Origin of the sequence: Leptolyngbya sp. FACHB-541, from assembly GCF_014695875.1 — a bacterium.
Classification (GTDB): Bacteria; Cyanobacteriota; Cyanobacteriia; order Elainellales; family Elainellaceae; genus JAAUTN01.
Genome location: NZ_JACJPC010000027.1, coordinates 104,228 through 122,865, shown reverse-complemented (window position 1 = coordinate 122,865; position 18,638 = coordinate 104,228). Strand labels below are relative to the sequence as shown.

Sequence of the window (18,638 nt, the reverse complement as noted above, 5' to 3'; positions counted from 1 at the left end):
AGTCCTAAAAAAGTAATGATTTTGAGTTGCGCAGGCTTCGCCCGCGCAACTCAAAATCATTACCTCAATACCACTACCAAGTCGAGAATGGGGGTGACTGGTTTGTCTGAAAGTACCTGGTTAGCTTTGGCGATCGGAAACTCTCGGCTGCATTGGGCCTGGTTTGAAGATGACGCGTTAAAGCAAACTTGGGATACGCCACATTTGTCGATTGAGGCGATCGCCACCCTAACAGCTCCCTCACTGCATTTTTCCCCTTCCAATGAATTGCCTGAGAATTTGCAAAATGCTGTTCCGCCACAACTCGCTTCACTCTTAGGTCAACAGCCACTTCTACTAATTGCTTCCGTTGTTCCCAATCAGACAACTTTTTGGCAGTCTTACCCCAGAACCTGGACAATTCGCCTTGATCACATTCCTCTACGAGGAACCTATCCCACCTTAGGAATCGATCGCGCGCTGGCAGTTTGGGCAGCCACAACAATCTGGAATCTGCCTGCACTTGTCATCGATGCCGGAACTGCTCTGACGTTTACTGGTGCAAATGAAGGGCAATTGATAGGCGGCGCAATTTTGCCGGGATTGCAATTACAGTTGCGATCGCTTACCCAAACCGCAGCTTTGCCATTCCTCGATAGCCAAATTGCTGCTCCTACCCGTTGGGCAACCGGTACAGCAGACGCAATTTACAGCGGCATCCTGTATACCCTTCTGGCGGGGATACGCGATTTTGCTGAAGATTGGCTAGAGAAATTCCCTGAAAGTGCGATCGCCCTTACGGGTGGGGACAGTACCCTACTTTTTACGCACCTTCAACAGCGATTTCCCAATCTTGCCACCCACATTGATGTCGCTCCAGCCCTAATCTTTCAGGGAATGCAAGCTGTCAAACGGCAACACCTTTAAATCTTGTTGTCATTTGTCCTTCATCGTAGGCGCTGGTAGAGAATGATCCCCTATCTTGTCAAGTCTCCCAGCAAACAGAAAAACTCTGTATTCTGTAGATTAAGAGACTTAAACTTCCTCCTAGTTTTTTTAATTTTCTCTTCGCGGAAATTCTGTGCAAGAAGACTTCAGGCTGATTGTTGATTTGGTCATTGTTTTAGCGGCAGCAGCAGGGGGTGGCTTACTAGCCTCCCTGTTGAAGCAACCCGTGCTGCTTGGGTATTTGGTTGGTGGCGTTGTCGTTGGTCCAGCAGGTCTGGGTCTAGTCAAGGAACTGATTCAAGTCGAAACGTTAGCCCAGTTTGGCGCTGCATTCCTACTGTTTGCCCTAGGTGTGGAGTTTTCTCTGACAGAGCTTAAAAAAGTTCAGGGAATTAGTTTGGGCGGTGGTGGACTGCAAATTCTATCGACCATTCTAATCACTGCACTGCTATCGGTGGCGATCGGTTGGGTGACATCACCTGTACAGGGTGTGTTCCTGGGAGCAATTTTGTCGCTCTCCTCAACCGCAGTCGTGCTGAAGTGCCTGATGGAGCGCAACGAAACCGAAACTCCTCACGGGCGCGTGATGTTGGGTATTCTGATTGTGCAAGACTTGGCACTGGGTTTAATGCTGGCGGTGCTGCCTGCGTTGGATCGTCCCTACGACGAAATTGGACTAGCGGTAGGTTTGGCTCTACTGAAAATTGCGTTATTAGCGGGGGCGGCTGTTGTTGCCGGAATTTGGCTAATTCCACCATTACTGCGATTTCTAGCACGAACTGAAAGCCGCGAATTGTTTTTGCTAGGCGTTGTGGCGCTTTGTTTGGGCATTGCTCTGCTCACCGAATCACTAGGGCTGTCGATTGAGATGGGCGCGTTCATCGCCGGACTGATGATCTCGGAGGTTGAGTACGCTGATCAGACTTTGACTTATGTAGAACCCATCCGCGATATTTTTGCGACTCTATTTTTTGCGGCGATCGGTATGTTGATCGACCCAGTTTTTCTCTGGAATAATCTAGAGCTAATCTTAGGGCTGGTGGCACTGGTGCTGCTGGGCAAATTTCTGATTATCACGCCACTGGTTAAAGCCTTTCGCTACCCGTTGAAAACCGCACTCATTGTAGGTTTGGGACTAGCCCAAATTGGTGAGTTTTCCTTTGTGTTAGCTAGCAAAGGACAAATGTTGGGGTTAGTTTCACGACGGGTTTACCTGCTAATTTTAGGCACGACAGCCGTGACTTTGGTTGTTACGCCGTTTGTACTGCGGTTTGTGCCGCAGCTATTTGTTTGGGCGGAAATGGTGCCCTGGCTCAAGCGCTACATGGAAAGTTCAGACCGGGCATTTGAAGTGGCAGAAGAATTGCCGCTGCAAAACCATGTGGTGGTCTGTGGCTATGGGCGGGTTGGACGCAATATTGTAAGACTGCTGCAAGACCATGATTATCCGGTAACGGTGGTTGATCAGTCAGAGCAGGCAATTCAGCAACTCCGCGAAGCGGGAATTCCCTATGTCTATGGCAATGCGGCAAGTCTGCATGTGCTGGAAACGGCTGGGGTAAATCAGGCATCGGGAATGGCGATCGCCCTCCCTGACCCAATGAGTACTCGCTTGTGTCTGAAGCGATCGCTAGAATTAGCACCGGAGCTGGATGTAGTCGTCCGCGCCTATCAAGACAAAGACATCGAGCTACTGTACCAACTGGGAGCTAGAGAGGTCGTACAGCCGGAGTTTGAAGCCAGTTTAGAACTTTCGACTCACCTGTTGGTGACGATGGGCTTACCGCTGCCGTTTATTCAGCGAGAGGTCGAGCAAATTCGTGACAGTCACTACCTCGATTTTCGTCCAGAACGGTCATCTAAAGAGGTGGCACGAGACCTGCGGGTTGCGGCTCAGGATATGAGCAACAAGTGGTACACCCTACCTCAAGATTCTCCTTTGACGGGAATGACCCTAGAAGAAGCCGATTTGCGTCGTCTGACTGGTGTGAGTCTGATGGCAATTCGTCGGGCTGAAGGGGAAGAGTTAGACTATCCTGACTCTCAAACAGCACTGAAACCGGGCGATCGCCTTTTAGTTGTAGGCGAATCAGACGAGTTAGGGGCATTTGACGAACTGGCAAAAGGAGAAATGCCCGTTCCAACCAAAGCGTTGTCCTGCCAATGGGTGATGCTGTCCGCAAACAGCCCAATTGTTGGCAAAACCCTCTCGGACCTCAATCTCAGTCGCGAATACGAGGTGCAGGTACAGGCGATTCGACGGGAAGGCAAATTTCTGCGCTTCCCAGATGGCTCTGCGGATCTGCAAGCGGGCGATCGTCTTCTCCTCTGCGGCACCGTCACTAGTCTGATGAGGGTGCAGCAGGTGATTAGTTCACAGATGCCTTTGCCCAATCTCCAGATTCCCACCGTTAAGGTGCAAGTCGGAGAAACTCTTCAGGAATATTTGCCGCTCGATAGCCTACGCGAACCCAATAATTAAAACTTTGGCTTCATATAAACGATTGCTTGCCGCCAAACAATCGTCGGCTGGTCGTACTGATCCATCAGGCAAATACAGTGCTGGTCTTGCCAGCGCAACTTTCCCACAATCAGATCATCGGTAACCAGCTTCAGTTCAATTTCTCGCTCTTCTCGAATTAAGGTTTGAATTTGCCGAATGCTAGGAAGCCCAGTCTCTAACTCGTTTGCCATCATTTCTACCATAGGAATTTAGGTTGGTGGAGGTTAGCTATCGGTCATGGTCGTTGGTGACTACGACGAACCAAAAAGACTACACCCCTCACCAAAACTGCTATAGAACTCACAGATTCAGCTTACAGCGAACGGCGGATGGGTGCCATAGCAATCCTGCACTGCAATTCCTGGATGGGTAAAAAGTCGCTCATCGTCATCGTAGTTTTCTAATATCGCTAATAATTGATCAGGGCATGGAGAGAAGTATGACCATCGAATTTACCAAGTATCACGGACTGGGTAACGACTTTATTCTGATTGATAATCGTCATCAGGTAGACCCGGTGTTAACGCCAGAGCAGGCGGTGAAATGGTGCGATCGCCACTTTGGCATCGGCGCAGACGGCGTAATTTTTGCGCTGCCTGGACAAGACGGCACCGACTACACTATGCGAATCTTTAACTGCGATGGCTCTGAGCCAGAAATGTGCGGCAATGGCATTCGCTGTCTAGCAAGGTTTCTATCCGACCTGGAAATTGCTGATAGCGGTTCTTCCAAGCCTGCCTTTAAAATTCACACGCTAGGCGGAGTTATAACTCCCAAACTAGAAGCAAACGGGCAGATTACCGTTGATATGGGGTTGCCTCAGCTGCTTGCTGGAGAAATTCCCACCACGCTGGCTGCTGCTGACCAGAAGGTCATTGACCAGCCGCTAGAAGTCGCTGGTCAAACCTGGCAAGTCACCTGTGTCAGCATGGGCAATCCCCATTGCATCACCTTTGTTGAAGACGTAGCGGCTGTACCTCTAGAGCAGCTCGGACCTCAGTTTGAGCATCATCCCGTCTTTCCTAAGCGAATTAATACCGAATTCATCGAGGTTGTCCGCCCCGACTACTTGAAAATGCGCGTCTGGGAACGTGGAGCTGGAATTACTTTAGCTTGCGGTACGGGAGCCTGTGCCTCACTGGTTGCGGCAGTGTTGAATGAGAAGTGCGATCGCCGCGCCACCGTTGAGCTACCTGGTGGTTGCCTCGAAATCGAATGGTCAGCCTCCGACGAGCGCCTCTACATGACCGGCCCAGCCACCCGCGTCTTCATCAGCGAAGTTTTCCCCAACCTCTAACCCCACCCAACCTCTAATCCCTAATAGCGAAGTTTTCCCCAACCTCTAACCCCACCCCACCTCTAATCCCTAATGCCCACCCTCCGCCTGCTCCCGACTTACCGTGCTAAGTCCGTCCGTGAAGGCGGGCAAAGTTACTTTGTCGATAGCCAGGGAGTACGCTTGCCCAGCGTTACTACTATTCTCAATGTCACCAAACCTCAAGCTGACCGGGAAGCACTGGCACAGTGGCGATCGCGTTTGGGCACTACCGAAGCCAACCGCGTTGCTAGCACTGCCAGCCGCCGGGGAACGCTCACCCACAAGCAAATTAAGAACTATCTCCTGGGAGAGGAAAGCGATTGCCCAGAAACCGCCCAGCCCTACTGGGAAAGTTTACAACCCGTTCTGGTAGATATTGAGGACGTGCGGCTGGTTGAGAGCTCTGTGTTTCACTATGACTTGGGCTACGCCGGGAAGGTAGACTGCATCGCTAGCTATCAAGGCGAGCCTTGTGTTTGTGATTGGAAAACTGCCGACAAGCCCAAAGGTTCAGTTGAGCGGCTACACGACAGCCCATTACAGCTAGCCGCTTACTGCGGGGCAGCAAATCATTGCTACCCAGAACAGGACTTAAAGCTGAGAAGTGCGCTATTAGTCGTCGCGATTTCAGGACAACCCGCGGAAGTATTCCGGTTCAGTGCAGAGGCACTGCTGGACTACTGGCAGCAGTGGCAGGCGCGAGTAGAGCTGTTCTACCGAATCAGGCGATCCCCAGTTCCTGGAACATTACCAGCGGGAGGAAAAAGTTGACAATAAAAATGCCCCAAACACAAACGCCTTCACCAAAATGTTGCTGCAGATATTAGCGGGTGCTGAGGCAAAATTTCTAGTTAGCGAATGGACATAGCTGAAGAGTCGTGACCAATTCCAAGACACGGCTAAAGGAATCTTGGGCGATCGCTGTTCCAGTGGTTGCTGCGCTACAAATTGAGGACAAAAAAAGAGGAAAGGACTTGCCTTTCCTCTTTACTCAACGAATTGACGTTGTATTATTTAGCGATCGCCGGAGCCCGAAATATTTGAGCCGCCAACGGTTCTCTTACCGGAGCTTGCTCAGCCAACGTCGGGACTGAATCCCGCAAACGAGCAGTAAGCTGAATCGTTTTAGAATCGTAAACCTGAGTCAGCAGCTTCGGATAAAAACCAATGCCAATGATTGGGATCAGCAAACAAGCAATAATAAACACCTCACGCGGCTCTGCATCAACCAAAACTTCGTGAGAAGTCAACTCCTTGTTTTCTGGTCCGAAGAAAATCTCCCGCAGCATAGACAGCAGGTAAATCGGCGTGAGAATGACACCCACTGCTGCCAAGAAGACTACCAGAACCTTAAAAGTCACGCTGTAAGCATCACTCGTCGCAAAACCTACAAACACCATTAGTTCCGCAACAAAGCCGCTCATTCCTGGTAGAGCCAGAGAAGCGAGAGAGCAAGTGGTAAACATAGCGAAAATCTTCGGCATCTGCTTACCTACGCCACCCATCTCATCCAGGATCAGGGTATGCGTCCGGTCGTAAGTTGCTCCAACCAGGAAAAACAAACTCGCTCCAATCAAGCCATGCGATACCATCTGCAATACTGCACCGCTCAATCCCAAATCGGTGAACGATGCGATCCCAATCAGCACGAAGCCCATATGGGAAATAGAAGAATAGGCGATTTTGCGCTTCAGGTTGCGTTGAGCAAACGATGTGAGAGCCGCATAAATGATATTTACCACGCCCAGGATCACCAAAATTGGCGCAAAGTAAGCATGAGCACCGGGCAGCATTTCTGCATTCATCCGGACTAAGGCATAGCCGCCCATTTTCAATAGAATTCCTGCCAGCAGCATGTGAACAGGTGCCGTTGCCTCTCCGTGTGCGTCGGGTAACCAGGTATGCAGCGGGAAGATCGGCAGCTTGACGGCGTAGGCAATCAGAAATCCGGCATAGACAAGAAGCTGGAAGTTAAGGGGAAAGTCCTTTGCCATCAGCGATCGCATATCAAACGTCACGGTATCGCCGTAAAACGCCATTGCTAACGCTGCAATTAAGATAAACAGCGAACCCCCAGCCGTATAAAGGATGAACTTGGTTGCCGCATATAGCCGCTTCTTACCGCCCCAAATCGAGAGCAAAAAGTAAACCGGAACAAGTTCTAGCTCCCAAACCAGGAAGAAAAGCAGCATATCCTGCACCGCAAAGACAGCAATCTGACCGCCATACATTGCCAGCATCAGGAAGTAAAACAGCTTCGGCTTTAGCGTCACAGGCCAGGATGCCAAAATTGCTAGCGTAGAGATGAACCCAGTCAGCAAAATCAGCGGCATTGACAAGCCATCTGCCCCAACCGACCAGTTCAGGTCGAGGGAAGGAACCCAGGCATAGCTTTCAACCAACTGCATCCCCGGATCGGAGAGGTCGTATTGCGTGTAAAAAGCGTAAGAAATGATTGCAAAGTCGATTAGTCCGACAATTAGGGCATACCAACGAACTGTTTTGCCATCCTTATCTGGGATCAAGGGCACCAGCAAGGAGGCAACTACAGGAAGCAAAATGATCGTGGTAAGCCAGGGAAAATTGGCAGTATCCATTAGCTCAGTTTTTTATCAGCGATAGGATTTGGGTTGGGAGATGAGGGTTTAGGTAATACCGGAGATCAGAACTAAGCCCAGAACTGCTCCAAATACTATCAGGGCATAGAACTGTGCCCGTCCATTTTCCAGATATTTTAGGCCTTCGCCTGTAATCAGGGTGACGAGGCCGGCCAGGTTGACAATACCATCAACAATCCGCACGTCTACTTCTAGAACCTGTCTTGCCAAACGGCGGCTGCCTTTGACGAAAACAGCATTGTAGATATCGTCGATGTACCACTTATTCAGTGAGAGGTTGTAGAGCGGCTGAATCGTTTTGGCGATCGCTCCTGGATCAATCTTGAAGGACAGATACATCAACGAAGCTAAAGTGATCCCGATTAGCGCGATCCCTACAGAGCTACCGCCCATGACCAGAAATTCGGTCCACTCAAACTCAGCTGGAATTTCGAGAGGAGGGAATCCGGCGATCGCTTCTTCTCCCGGTGGGTGAATAAACGCTTCAAAGTAGTTAGCGAAAGGCGTTCCCACTAGACCAATTAAGAGCGAGGGAATCGCCAACAAGATTAGCGGCAGCGTCATTGTAGCGGGTGACTCATGAGGAGTATCGCTGTGATGTCCTTCATGCGCTTCATGGTCGTGTAGCTCAGGCACATCCGTCGTCAACTCTTTAGAGTTCATTGCGCCAGGACCAAAAGCCAGTCCTAAACGCTGAAGCTGCTCATTCTTAAGCTGATTTTTGATGCTATCGTTCTTGCCGCGAAATTCACCTTCAAAGGTCATGAAGTACATACGGAACATGTAGAACGCCGTGATTCCGGCAGTCAGCCAACCGATCGCCCAGAGAATTGGGTTCACCTCAAAGGTAGAACCTAAAATTTCATCCTTTGACCAAAACCCCGCAAACGGCGGGATTCCAGAGATGGCTAGCGTGCCAATCAAGAAGGTTATTGCTGTCGCGGGCATGTACTTCCGCAAGCCGCCCATCAAACGCATGTCCTGAGCAAACACTGGATCATGTCCCACGACAGACTCCATGCCGTGGATCACCGAACCAGAGCCAAGAAACAGCATTGCCTTGAAGTAAGCGTGAGTCATCAGATGGAACAACCCAGCACCATAAGCGCCAGCGCCCATCGCCATCACCATGTAGCCCAACTGAGACATGGTGGAGTAGGCAAGCCCCTTCTTAATGTCATTCTGGGTGATCGCGATGCTGGCTCCCAAAAATGCGGTGAAAGCCCCCGTCCAGGCAATGATATTCATCGCATCGGGCAAGCCCTCAAATAGCGGAAACATCCGCGCGATCAAAAATACTCCAGCGGCGACCATCGTTGCAGCGTGGATTAGCGCCGAAATTGGGGTAGGGCCTTCCATCGCGTCAGGCAACCAGACATGCAGTGGAAACTGGGCTGACTTTGCAACAGGACCGAGGAAAACCAGGATAGCGAAAAGGCTAGCTAGACCTACACTGAGGGAGCCAGATTGAACGAGTTCCTGGAGGCGATCGCCAATCTCGTTAAACTCAAAGCTACCTGTAGCCCAATACAACGCCAAAATACCTAGCAACAAGCCAAAGTCACCGACACGGTTAGTTACAAACGCCTTCTGACAGGCATCCGCAGCCGCCTTGCGGTCATACCAGAAACCGATCAGCAGGTAAGAACACATACCCACCAGTTCCCAGAAGATATAGACCTGCACTAGGTTGGGGCTAATGACCAGCCCTAACATTGAGGAGCTAAACAAACTCAAATAAGCATAGAAGCGAACATAGCCAGGATCATGTGCCATGTAGCCATCGGTGTAGATCATCACCAGAAAAGCTACCGTTGTCACAATTACCAGCATCAGAGAAGTCAAATGGTCGATGGTATAGCCCATCGTCAAGTGAAAATCTCCAGCGGCCGCCCACTCGATAATCCGGTTATAAGGGGGATGTCCCTGAATTTGGCTCCACAGCAGGGCAAAGGAGAAAACCATCGCTGCCCCAATCAGGGAGACGATGAATACAGAACTACCCTGCCGAAATTTGTTAACTGTCTTGCCATACGAGACTAAGCCCATTCCGATTAACATTGCCCCTGCTAAAGGCAACACTGGGATCAGCCACGCATACTGATATATGAATTCCATGACTCACGCCTACTTCAACTTTCTTAACTGAGTTGGCAAAACCGCTTTCATTGTGACACAGACTGGTATCGGAAGTTTCTCACCAAAGGCACAGCCGTTCAATCGTTGCATTCTTAAAACATATTATTGACATTTAAGAAACTCTTTGGATTAAGAACCTGAATTGAGAATGTTTTAACTTCCTTCTAACTTCCTTCCAGATTGCCCTGATGTTCACAGCGAAAGCCTTCTTGTCGCCAGCTATTGATGTCTACGGAGGAAAGCGATCGCACTCCTGAACATTTAGGTTGGTAAAACTGCCCGGCGATCGCCCAGACCACACTTCTTCCTACGTCTAACCCCGTTTTCGGCCAGGATTCTTGATTTCCTGGAACACCTTGCTCTGTAACAATTTCTGGCTCGACCCAAATGCCGTGTGCTCCTAGCAAGATTTGAGCCAACCACTTTGCTCTAGGTAGATGGCTTCCAGACGTAATCAACCCAACTTTATGGACGTTCCACTGCTGCAAAATGGGTGTGCCGAAATAAAAGTTACCAAACGTGGACTGAGCGCAATCTTCTATCCAAACCTGATCCATAGGAGCATTAGCGCGTTGAAAAATTAGCCAGATGCATGGATCTGTAGAGCCAGTAGAGATCAAAATCGGTATTTCAGGATGCTGTTTTGCAAGTTCTGCCGCATAGATTTCTCGTTGAATGCTGCCTCCTAGGACAAAATAGGCATCAATGGGGGCAGTTGCAGCCGAACGTAAAGTAATCAAATTCACTAACAGCCAACTGCAAAACAACAGTCCCAGTCCTACTAGTGCAGTACGAATTGGGTGATGGGCAATTTTTCTATGCCAGGAACGTTTTTTTGAACGAGGAAAAGAAGACTGACCCACTTTCGAACGTTTGGCTTTTGGCATTGAAAGTCCAACATCAAAACAGCATTAGTAAATTTTGTTCACGATTTTTCAGATTAGTCGAGGAGAAGGGGTTAAATTAGCGAGAAATAATCAGCGAAGCATCATTGTTTCAGCTCAGCTTCACAAGTTCTTAGTATTAAAAGCTTTTTATTCAAGATGCTTTATCTTAAAAACGCCAACCTGCCTAAGGACATTGAATATTTAAGGACACCAAACAAAACTGTCACAAGATTGACACAGCCTGACTAAACTGCTTGAGTATGCTGAAAAGCACGCCTTTAGGGAGATGTCTGAAGTTTTGCCCCAGCTGCTCAGAAGACTTAGCGATCGCCCCCAACAAATTACCTAAGCATTAACCAGGTAAAGCTTGTTGGTCTAACTTTAGTAGCTTATATCAGTCTGCAATCTCTACAGTCCAGTGACTTTGTAAACAGTTGAATAGGCTAAATCGAATTAAAAGGTTGAATAATTGCTAGCCCAGCAATAGCCTCACAGTTTGACGGTTCCAGTGATCCTTCAGTTTTTGGTGCTACTGCTTCTTCGCTTTGACTACCTATCTGCACCTTTTGTCTCTGTAATTTGTGTTCCCTACCTGCTTTTGCCGGTGCATTTCGTGAACCCTGCTGTCTGACTTAAACCCTGTATCCAACCCTAGTCTTATACCCTTCAATGCATCAATCTTCCTGGCTCTCCAACTTGCTGCATACAGCCCTATTCAGTGGGGCGATCGCGACAACGACCACCCTTTCACTTCTCAGTCCAACGTTTAGCCCTTCTGTCCAAGCTTCTCTACAAGACAGTCCCAAAGCAGTATTGGATGAAGCGTGGCAAATCGTTTATCAGGAATATGTCGATCCCAGCTTCAATCAGGTTGATTGGCAGGCGGTGCGTCAAGATCTGCTAAGTGCTGACTACGCCTCTGAGCAGGAAGCCTATGAGGCATTACGGGATGCGTTAGAGCGATTGGAAGATCCATACACTCGCTTTATGGACCCTGAACAGTATCGGGCATTGACTCGCCAAACGTCAGGAGAATTGTCTGGAGTCGGCATTCGGCTTGAGCTTAATTCAGAAACGAATGCGTTAACGGTCGTTGAACCCCTGCAAAATTCTCCTGCTTCCGCAGCGGGGATCAGAACTGGCGATCGCATTTTGGCGATCGATGGCAGATCTACCAGTGGCATGTCAGTAGAAGATGCCTCTCGCTTGATTCGGGGTGAAGCAGGTACCGAAATTACTCTGCGAGTTAGCCGCAGCGGTTCTGAAGCCTTTGACATCCCGTTGACCCGTGCCCGGATTGAGTTACCTACGGTTCGCTACAGTTTGCGTCAGGAAGGAAATACTAAGATTGGCTACATTCGCTTGGGCGAGTTTAGCAGCCACGCGGCTGACCAGATGCGTCGTGCTATTCGGGATTTGTCAAACCAGGGTGCAGAAGGATTTGTTTTAGATTTACGGGGTAATCCGGGTGGTTTGCTGCAATCCAGCATCGACATTTCTCGGATGTGGATTGAGGCTGGAGATATTGTGAGAACGGTCGATCGCAATGGAGCTAGCCGAGAAACGAGCGCTAATCACACCGCTCTCACTGAACTGCCCTTGGCTGTGCTGGTAGATGGCAACTCTGCTAGTTCCAGCGAGATTCTCACGGGCGCATTGATGGACAATCGTAGAGCAACCGTTGTCGGTAGCCAAACCTTTGGAAAGGCGTTAGTGCAATCGGTTCACGCCCTGGAAAACGGTGCTGGTTTGGCTGTTACCATTGCTCACTATTACACCCCTGCTGGCACCGATATTAGCCATCGCGGAATTACGCCTGATGTTGAGATCAACTTGACCGATTCACAGCGGCAAAGGCTAGCTTCTACACCCACGCTGTTGGCGACAACGGACGCTGATCCCCAGTATGCAGGAGCGATCGCTGCTCTACAGCCTGACATCGTAGCTAATCGAAATCAGCAGCCCGTTCAACCAATTAGCATTGGGCAAGAGCGGATGAATTCGCCCCAATAAAACACAGGTATCAGTGTTAAATCAAAAAATGGGGAAGGATTTAACCTTCCCCATTTTTCATTTACTTTTTTCCCAGTTGAAGATTAAGTGCTAAAAGATTTAGGGATGCATCTCTGAATCTTTGTAGTAGAAAAGGAGTAACTGTTAAGGCAATTGCCATCAATCCAGCAATCTCTAGTGCTACTTTCCGACTTCAGGATTAAGCTGTTGGACCAGATGGACAATTTCTGGCAAAATCAGCCGCTCAACCGCCAGCTTAACTGCACCGCTAGAACCCGGTAAGGAAAAAATTAGCTTAGAACGATAAACTCCAGCAACTGCTCGTGAGGCGATCGCCCTAGAGCCAATTTCTTGATAGCTCAGCCAGCGAAAGAGTTCGCCAAAACCAGGCAAAACCTTTTCAAGCAAACGCTCGATCGCATCATAAGTTGTATCCCGTAGTGCGATCCCGGTACCACCGTTTAAGATTACAGCCTCCAAATCGTCCCGTAAACAAAGTGCCTTAAGCTGTTGCTGAATCTGCTCCGGTTCGTCTTTAACAATGACGTACTGAATAAGAGGATGTCCGGCAGCCTGAAGTAACTCTTGAATTAGCTGACCGCTGCGATCAGTCTCAGGGGAACGAGTGTCGCTGACCGTGATTACAGCACAGCCAATTGCAATCGGACGGGGATCAGGATGGGGAACAGCCATAGTGCTTGCAAAATCAGGATTTGTTAAACCCTAGCCCATTCTCTTCGGCATATCGATTCATAAAGCGCATGAAGCGCTCCCAATCCTCTGCGCTTCTCATGATATAAATCGCCTCAAGGGCTTCAGGTTGGCCGTTGACAAACTTTGCTTTTACTTCTTTTGTTGATAACTCGCCCTCTTCGTCAATCAGATACATCCCGGTAATTTCAGTAGTACTGTCATTTGCCAGAGCTTTAGGATTTTGAAAATAAAACGTGGCCGTACCGTTTGTGCCATCTTTTGCACGAGTCAAACGAACATCAGGAATGACCTCTTCGATCACTCCTCTAGAGAATTCAATTTGAGCCATAATCTTCCTATTCCGGCTGCTTAGTGTGGGCTTAAATTATCATCTTCCCATTATCCGTAACACCAGGGAACACATCCAGGAGGACAGATTCAGTTCAAGCTGCTTCTAGACGTTTTGGCTATTTCTATCTCTTGACCGAACTGATTAGGACGGACATTACATCAGTTGATGGATTTAAGGATTATTTATATTTCGTTACGATCATCTATGGAAAGATTGAGAAAAGCGCGCTTATTCGCCTAGTTCAGAGGTAATGGTATGAACGGCAATTTAAGAGTCGGCAATTTATTTGGAATTCCTTTTTACGTCAACCCGTCGTGGTTCCTCGTTTTAGGTTTAGTTACCTGGAGCTACGGCAGTGGTTTAGTGGCTCAGTTTCCTGAGTTAGGTGTTACTGCCTGGGGATTGGGGCTTGTGACGGCTCTCTTGCTGTTTGCCTCTGTTCTGGCGCACGAACTGGGACATAGTTTTGTGGCAATGGCTCAGGGAATCGAGGTGAAATCGATTACTCTGTTTATCTTTGGTGGACTTGCCAGCTTGGGAGAAGAGTCAAAGACTCCCGAAGGTTCCTTTAAGGTGGCGATTGCCGGACCCCTAGTCAGCTTTGTCCTCTTTGGGTTGTTCACAGCAGTCAACTTGCTACTAGACCTACCGAATGCTTTAACTGCAATCGTGGCGCTTCTCTCCTATATCAACCTTGCTTTAGGTGTATTCAACTTGATCCCCGGCTTGCCGTTGGATGGGGGTAACGTCCTTAAAGCAATAGTCTGGAAGATTACAGGCAAGCCTTATAAGGGAGTAGCATTCGCGAGCCGTGTTGGTCAATTTTTTGGTTGGGTTGGAGTTGCGCTAGGAATTCTATCGGTACTAGGACTGAGCAATGTAGGCAGCATTTGGACGCTGTTGATTGGCTGGTTCTTGCTGCAGAATGCAGGGCGATCGGCTCAGTCTGCAACTGTTCAGGAAAAGCTGAGTGGGCTGACTGCTGGGGACGCAGTTGATCCCGACAGCCCTATTGTGTCAGCTAGCAGTTCTCTTAGAGAGTTTGCGAATGGCTACATCATTGGCAACGAAAAGAACTGGCAAAAATTTCTAGTGACCGATGAAAACGGTCAGTTGGTGGGTGAGATCTCTGTTGATAGCATGAAAACCATTCCAACTAACGACTGGTGGGACGTGCAGGTGAAGGAACTGATGCAGCCCATTGACCAAGTCAACACTGTGCCCTCAGACAAGCCGCTGCTAGAAGTGATTGGATTGCTAGAGGAGAAGAAGCTTCCTGCCCTAGTTGTAATTCGCGACAATGGCGTGCTAGTTGGGTTGTTAGAAAAGGCTTCAATCGTTCAACTTCTCCAGAAGAAAGCAGAAGCAGAAGCTGCTTGATCCATTAGCTGGCCGAGTGAATAGCGGGACGCTGGGTTTCTTCAACGCTGACTGCCATAGAGTGAAAAAGCACAGGGGGCATTGCCCCCTGTGCTTTTTCACTCTATCTTTCAATTGTTGGGTGCGTGGCTAGAAAAGACGTAGACCCGCTGAGTTTCCAGGCGATCGCAGATTGACGAAGGCTTAACTGAATCAGCCGTTGGTTCTTGGTCTAACCGGAAAATTTGCCGGTCTAGCTGTACCTGCAACGTAGTCATCGGGTCGCCACCTGGAGAAATCAAGAACTCTAGCTGCTGGACAGATTGCCAAGTCGCTAGGTTGTCAAGAATTTCAGCGATCGCCCGCACATAAGGATGTCCTGCGTCTTGATACCAGTCAGGCGCAGCAACACTAGGCTGGTCAAATCCTAAATGGAAGGTGAGAGAAGATTTGCCGAAGAGGGCGATCGCCACTGGACGCGCCTCTTCCTGCAAAATTAAGTCGTGGCTTCTTGCCATGTAGCGCAGCTTTTCTAGCCGCTCATAGCGCTCAGTAGGCGATCGCAAATCATCTTGCCACTGAATTGCCACTGTCACCAAGAAGGTTTGCAGCAGCAAATGTCCTAACTTCTCAGCTTTGGTCGCCAGGTAAACCGAGTTGTGGGAAGTCGTTTCAATCAGCAGCGGCACTCGATCCACCATTTCCAACCCGTAACCCTTCAAACCCGCAATTTTGCGTGGATTGTTGGTGATCAGGCGAAACTGCTGAACTCCCACATCGTTAAGGATTTGGGCACCGATACCATAGTTCCGCTGGTCAGCGGGAAAACCTAGCCGCTGGTTCGCTTCCACCGTATCTAAACCCAAGTCCTGCAACGAGTAAGCCTTGAGCTTGTTTACCAGCCCGATTCCTCGTCCCTCCTGCCGCAGGTAAACTACTACGCCTGCCCCAGCAGATTCAATCATTTTGAGAGCAGCCTGAAGCTGCATTCGGCAGTCGCACCGCAGCGAACCCAGCGCGTCTCCCGTCAGACACTCGGAGTGAACCCGCACCATCACAGAATGATCCTTGAAAGTCTCGGGATCGCCTTTAACGATCGCCACATGTTCTGAGTTGTCTAACAAATTTCGGTAGCCGTAAATCTTAAACTTGCCAAACTCACTCGGCAAATCGGCAATTGTTTCTCGTTGGACAAACCGCTCATGTTGGAGCCGATAGCTGATCAGATCAGCAATGCTGATGATTTTCAGGCGATGAAATTTGGCGTATTCGATTAGCTCTGGTAGCCGCGCCATTGAGCCATCGGGATTTTGAATTTCGCAAATCACCCCAGCCGGATACAGCCCTGCCAACCTGGACAAATCTACGCCGGCTTCGGTGTGTCCTGCCCGTTTTAGCACTCCCCCTTCTTTTGCCCTGAGTGGAAAGATATGTCCCGGTCGGCGCAAGTCACCCGGTTTTGTTTCAGGGTTGAGCGTCACCTGAATTGTTCTAGCTCGATCCTCAGCCGAGATTCCCGTTGTCACACCTAGATGTAGCGCTGCATCGATGCTGACGGTAAAAGCAGTTTGCTCGTTACTATCTTCAAAACTTCTACCACTGACCATTAGCGGCAAATCGAGTTGATCCAGACGCTCGCCCGTCATTGCCAGGCAGATTAGCCCTCTGGCCTCAACCGCCATGAAGTTGATCATATCTGGCGTGGCAAACTGAGCCGCACAGATTAAATCGCCTTCATTCTCTCGGTTCTCGTCATCCACTACCACAATGGACTTGCCTGCTTTTAGGTCAACCAGGGCAGCCTCGATTGAGTCAAATTCAAAACCTGACGGATGTAGCGATTCCACAGGAAATTCCCAATAGATAACGACGTAAACTTTTCTGAAGTTTGTTAATCCAATTCTAGCCCGTTTGGTTGGAGAGTTGAATCAGCGGTGATCACGAGCAGCCAGAGACAATTGTAACCATCCCCCGAAAACCTGATTTTAGTACTACAATGCTGCATTTAGAGACACAGTGATCAAGTTAGAATTACTGCGCTTCTAGAAAAACCTTTTAAGAGCTTTAGACATCATGGGTGATTCCAGGCGCGTGCCAGTTGGGATTGTAGGAGCGTCAGGCTACGGTGGAGTGCAACTGGTGCGGCTGCTAGTTGAGCACCCAGAAGTTGAGCTAGTTTATCTGGGCGGTGAAAGCAGCGCCGGAAAATCTTTTGCTGACCTTTATCCGCACCTGGGACATCGGGTAAATTTGACGGTCGAGGCACCTGATCTGGAGACGATTGGCGATCGCTGCGAAGTCGTTTTTCTCTCCTTGCCCAATGGATTAGCCTACAAGATGGCTCCGACACTGCTGCAAAAAGGCTGCAAGGTGCTAGATCTCTCAGCAGACTACCGATTTGACGACCTGGAAACCTATCGCGCCTGGTATGGAGGCGACCGCACCGATCAGACAGTGGCGGAAACCGCTGTCTATGGGTTGCCTGAGATTTATCGCGATCGCATCGCCGAAGCTCAACTCGTTGGCTGTCCTGGTTGTCATGTCACTGCTAGTCTGTTAGCCCTCTCACCTTTAATGAAGCAAGGGTTAGTTGTTCCTGAAACGGCTGTAATTGATGCCAAAACAGGTACCTCTGGCGGTGGGCGGCAGGCAAAGACACATTTGCTCCTAGCAGAGGCTGATAACTCCATCAGCGCCTATGGCGTAGCGCGACACCGCCACACCCCTGAAATTGAGCAGGTTTGTAGCGCCCTGGCAGGTCACGAGGTCATGGTGCAGTTTACGCCCCACCTGATCCCAATGGTGCGCGGTCTGCTGGCAACGGTCTACGCAACGCTGCGCGATCCTGGATTGGTAACAGACGATCTAATTACCATCTACCAGGCTTTTTATCGGGCTTCCCCCTGGGTAAAAGTCTTGCCGAGTGGCACCTATCCCCAAACCAAATGGGCCTGCGGCACCAACCTCTGCTATATCGGTATTGAAGTCGATCCGCGTACCGATCGCATCATCGTCATGTCGGCGATCGACAACTTAATGAAAGGTCAGGCAGGTCAGGCAATTCAGTGCCTTAACCTGATGATGGGCTGGAAAGAGACACTGGGTTTACCGCAACTCAGCTTCTATCCCTAAGCTCCACCTTCTATGAAAACTAATGCAGTACGGATTCTGGACAATTTAGGCATTGCCTATGAACTCCGGAGTTACGAAGTTGATCCAGAAGATCTAGCAGCCGAACGAGCCGCTGAGAAAATTGGACTACCGCCTGAGCAAGTTTTCAAAACCCTTGTTGCCAGAGGCGATCGCCAGGGAGTTTGCCTTGCCGTAATTCCTGGTAGCGATCAGCTTGATTTGAAAGCACTAGCGAAGTTAACGGGCGATCGCAAAGTAGACACCGTTGCCCTTAAAGAAGTACAGCCCCTCACAGGCTACATTCGGGGTGGCGTTACCGCTTTAGCCTGCAAAAAAGACTATCCCGTGTATATCGATGAGACGGTTGAGCTATTTGACCAGGTTGCCGTCTCAGCAGGCGTTCGCGGCACGATGATTCTACTAGCTCCAGCAGACTATCTGAGTGCGGTGAAGGGAAAGGTAGGGGCGATCGCCAAAAGCAAGCTCTAGTAGAAATTTGAGCAATCTAACCTGTAGTCCAAATTGCCTAGGGGCGTAGCATTCGGGCAAAAATTCTCGCTTCATTCCGAGGTCTATCTGCCGAACGCTACGCCCTTACACCCCTGTACAGTAAAGACTCATATCCTAGGCAGTACCAAGTTGGGAAGGCTAAAGTCGTAGAACATTCACCCAGAATTTTCGCCGACACCCTAACAGA

At 49.5% G+C, this 18,638-nt stretch carries 15 protein-coding genes; 8 read left to right on the top strand and 7 right to left on the bottom strand.

What is annotated here, in order from left to right; all coding sequences use genetic code 11:
- Positions 1 to 93: 93 nt before the first annotated feature.
- Together H6G00_RS04000 and H6G00_RS03995 are read left to right on the top strand one after the other, a co-directional pair.
- Positions 94 to 906 (top strand): pantothenate kinase, encoded by an 813-nt coding sequence (locus H6G00_RS04000; protein WP_347278145.1) that lies wholly within the window; start codon positions 94 to 96, stop codon positions 904 to 906.
- Positions 907 to 1,060: 154 nt separating this feature from the next.
- Entirely contained in the window at positions 1,061 to 3,409 is a 2,349-nt protein-coding gene (locus H6G00_RS03995) for a cation:proton antiporter (protein WP_190795717.1), read from the top strand.
- Here H6G00_RS03995 and H6G00_RS03990 read toward each other — a convergent pair.
- Positions 3,406 to 3,621 carry an RNA-binding protein hfq gene (locus tag H6G00_RS03990; protein ID WP_190642292.1) on the bottom strand — a complete coding sequence of 72 codons (216 nt, stop codon included), beginning with the start codon at positions 3,619 to 3,621 and terminating at the stop codon, positions 3,406 to 3,408. The two genes, H6G00_RS03995 and H6G00_RS03990, sit on opposite strands and share 4 nt — an antisense overlap.
- A gap of 248 nt (positions 3,622 to 3,869) precedes the next feature.
- On the opposite strand from H6G00_RS03990, the gene dapF reads away from it, so the two are divergent.
- Entirely contained in the window at positions 3,870 to 4,727 is an 858-nt protein-coding gene (gene dapF, locus H6G00_RS03985) for a diaminopimelate epimerase (RefSeq protein ID WP_190642251.1), read from the top strand.
- A gap of 72 nt (positions 4,728 to 4,799) precedes the next feature.
- Positions 4,800 to 5,519 (top strand): PD-(D/E)XK nuclease family protein, encoded by a 720-nt coding sequence (locus H6G00_RS03980; RefSeq protein WP_190795716.1) that lies wholly within the window; start codon positions 4,800 to 4,802, stop codon positions 5,517 to 5,519.
- Positions 5,520 to 5,758: 239 nt separating this feature from the next.
- Here H6G00_RS03980 and ndhD1 read toward each other — a convergent pair whose 3' ends face one another.
- From ndhD1 to H6G00_RS03965, 3 genes are all read right to left on the bottom strand, one after another.
- On the bottom strand, positions 5,759 to 7,345 hold the full coding sequence (gene ndhD1, locus H6G00_RS03975) for a photosynthetic/respiratory NAD(P)H-quinone oxidoreductase subunit D1 (RefSeq protein WP_190795715.1): 1,587 nt from the start codon (positions 7,343 to 7,345) through the stop codon (positions 5,759 to 5,761).
- A 48-nt stretch (positions 7,346 to 7,393) separates the two neighbouring features.
- Positions 7,394 to 9,484: an NAD(P)H-quinone oxidoreductase subunit 5 gene (locus tag H6G00_RS03970; RefSeq protein WP_190795714.1), complete on the bottom strand. Its 2,091-nt coding sequence runs from the start codon at positions 9,482 to 9,484 to the stop codon at positions 7,394 to 7,396.
- 185 nt (positions 9,485 to 9,669) lie between these two features.
- A complete protein-coding gene (locus H6G00_RS03965; protein ID WP_190795713.1) occupies positions 9,670 to 10,392 on the bottom strand; it encodes a YdcF family protein in 723 nt (240 codons plus the stop codon).
- A 669-nt stretch (positions 10,393 to 11,061) separates the two neighbouring features.
- Between H6G00_RS03965 and ctpB the strand changes: the two genes are divergently transcribed.
- Positions 11,062 to 12,405 (top strand): carboxyl-terminal processing protease CtpB, encoded by a 1,344-nt coding sequence (gene ctpB, locus H6G00_RS03960; protein WP_190795712.1) that lies wholly within the window; start codon positions 11,062 to 11,064, stop codon positions 12,403 to 12,405.
- Between the two features lie 180 nt (positions 12,406 to 12,585).
- On the opposite strand, the gene H6G00_RS03955 is transcribed toward ctpB, so the two are convergent.
- Entirely contained in the window at positions 12,586 to 13,098 is a 513-nt protein-coding gene (locus tag H6G00_RS03955; RefSeq protein WP_190795711.1) for a molybdenum cofactor biosynthesis protein B, read from the bottom strand.
- Between the two features lie 13 nt (positions 13,099 to 13,111).
- Positions 13,112 to 13,447 carry a photosystem II reaction center protein Psb28 gene (gene psb28 / locus H6G00_RS03950; RefSeq protein ID WP_190642244.1) on the bottom strand — a complete coding sequence of 112 codons (336 nt, stop codon included), beginning with the start codon at positions 13,445 to 13,447 and terminating at the stop codon, positions 13,112 to 13,114.
- Between the two features lie 258 nt (positions 13,448 to 13,705).
- Here psb28 and H6G00_RS03945 point away from each other — a divergent pair, with 258 nt between their 5' ends.
- Positions 13,706 to 14,830, top strand: coding sequence for a site-2 protease family protein (locus tag H6G00_RS03945; protein ID WP_190795710.1), 1,125 nt, complete (start codon positions 13,706 to 13,708; stop codon positions 14,828 to 14,830).
- A 110-nt stretch (positions 14,831 to 14,940) separates the two neighbouring features.
- Here H6G00_RS03945 and ribBA read toward each other — a convergent pair whose 3' ends face one another.
- A complete protein-coding gene (gene ribBA / locus H6G00_RS03940) occupies positions 14,941 to 16,656 on the bottom strand; it encodes a bifunctional 3,4-dihydroxy-2-butanone-4-phosphate synthase/GTP cyclohydrolase II (protein ID WP_190795709.1) in 1,716 nt (571 codons plus the stop codon).
- Between the two features lie 226 nt (positions 16,657 to 16,882).
- Between ribBA and argC the strand changes: the two genes are divergently transcribed.
- Both argC and ybaK read left to right on the top strand, forming a co-directional pair.
- The gene (argC, locus tag H6G00_RS03935) at positions 16,883 to 17,941 is read left to right on the top strand and encodes an N-acetyl-gamma-glutamyl-phosphate reductase (RefSeq protein WP_190642241.1); all 1,059 of its coding nucleotides are present in this window, start codon (positions 16,883 to 16,885) and stop codon (positions 17,939 to 17,941) included.
- A gap of 12 nt (positions 17,942 to 17,953) precedes the next feature.
- Positions 17,954 to 18,430, top strand: a complete 477-nt coding sequence (gene ybaK / locus H6G00_RS03930; protein WP_190642240.1) for a Cys-tRNA(Pro) deacylase — start codon at positions 17,954 to 17,956, stop codon at positions 18,428 to 18,430.
- Positions 18,431 to 18,638 lie beyond the last annotated feature (208 nt).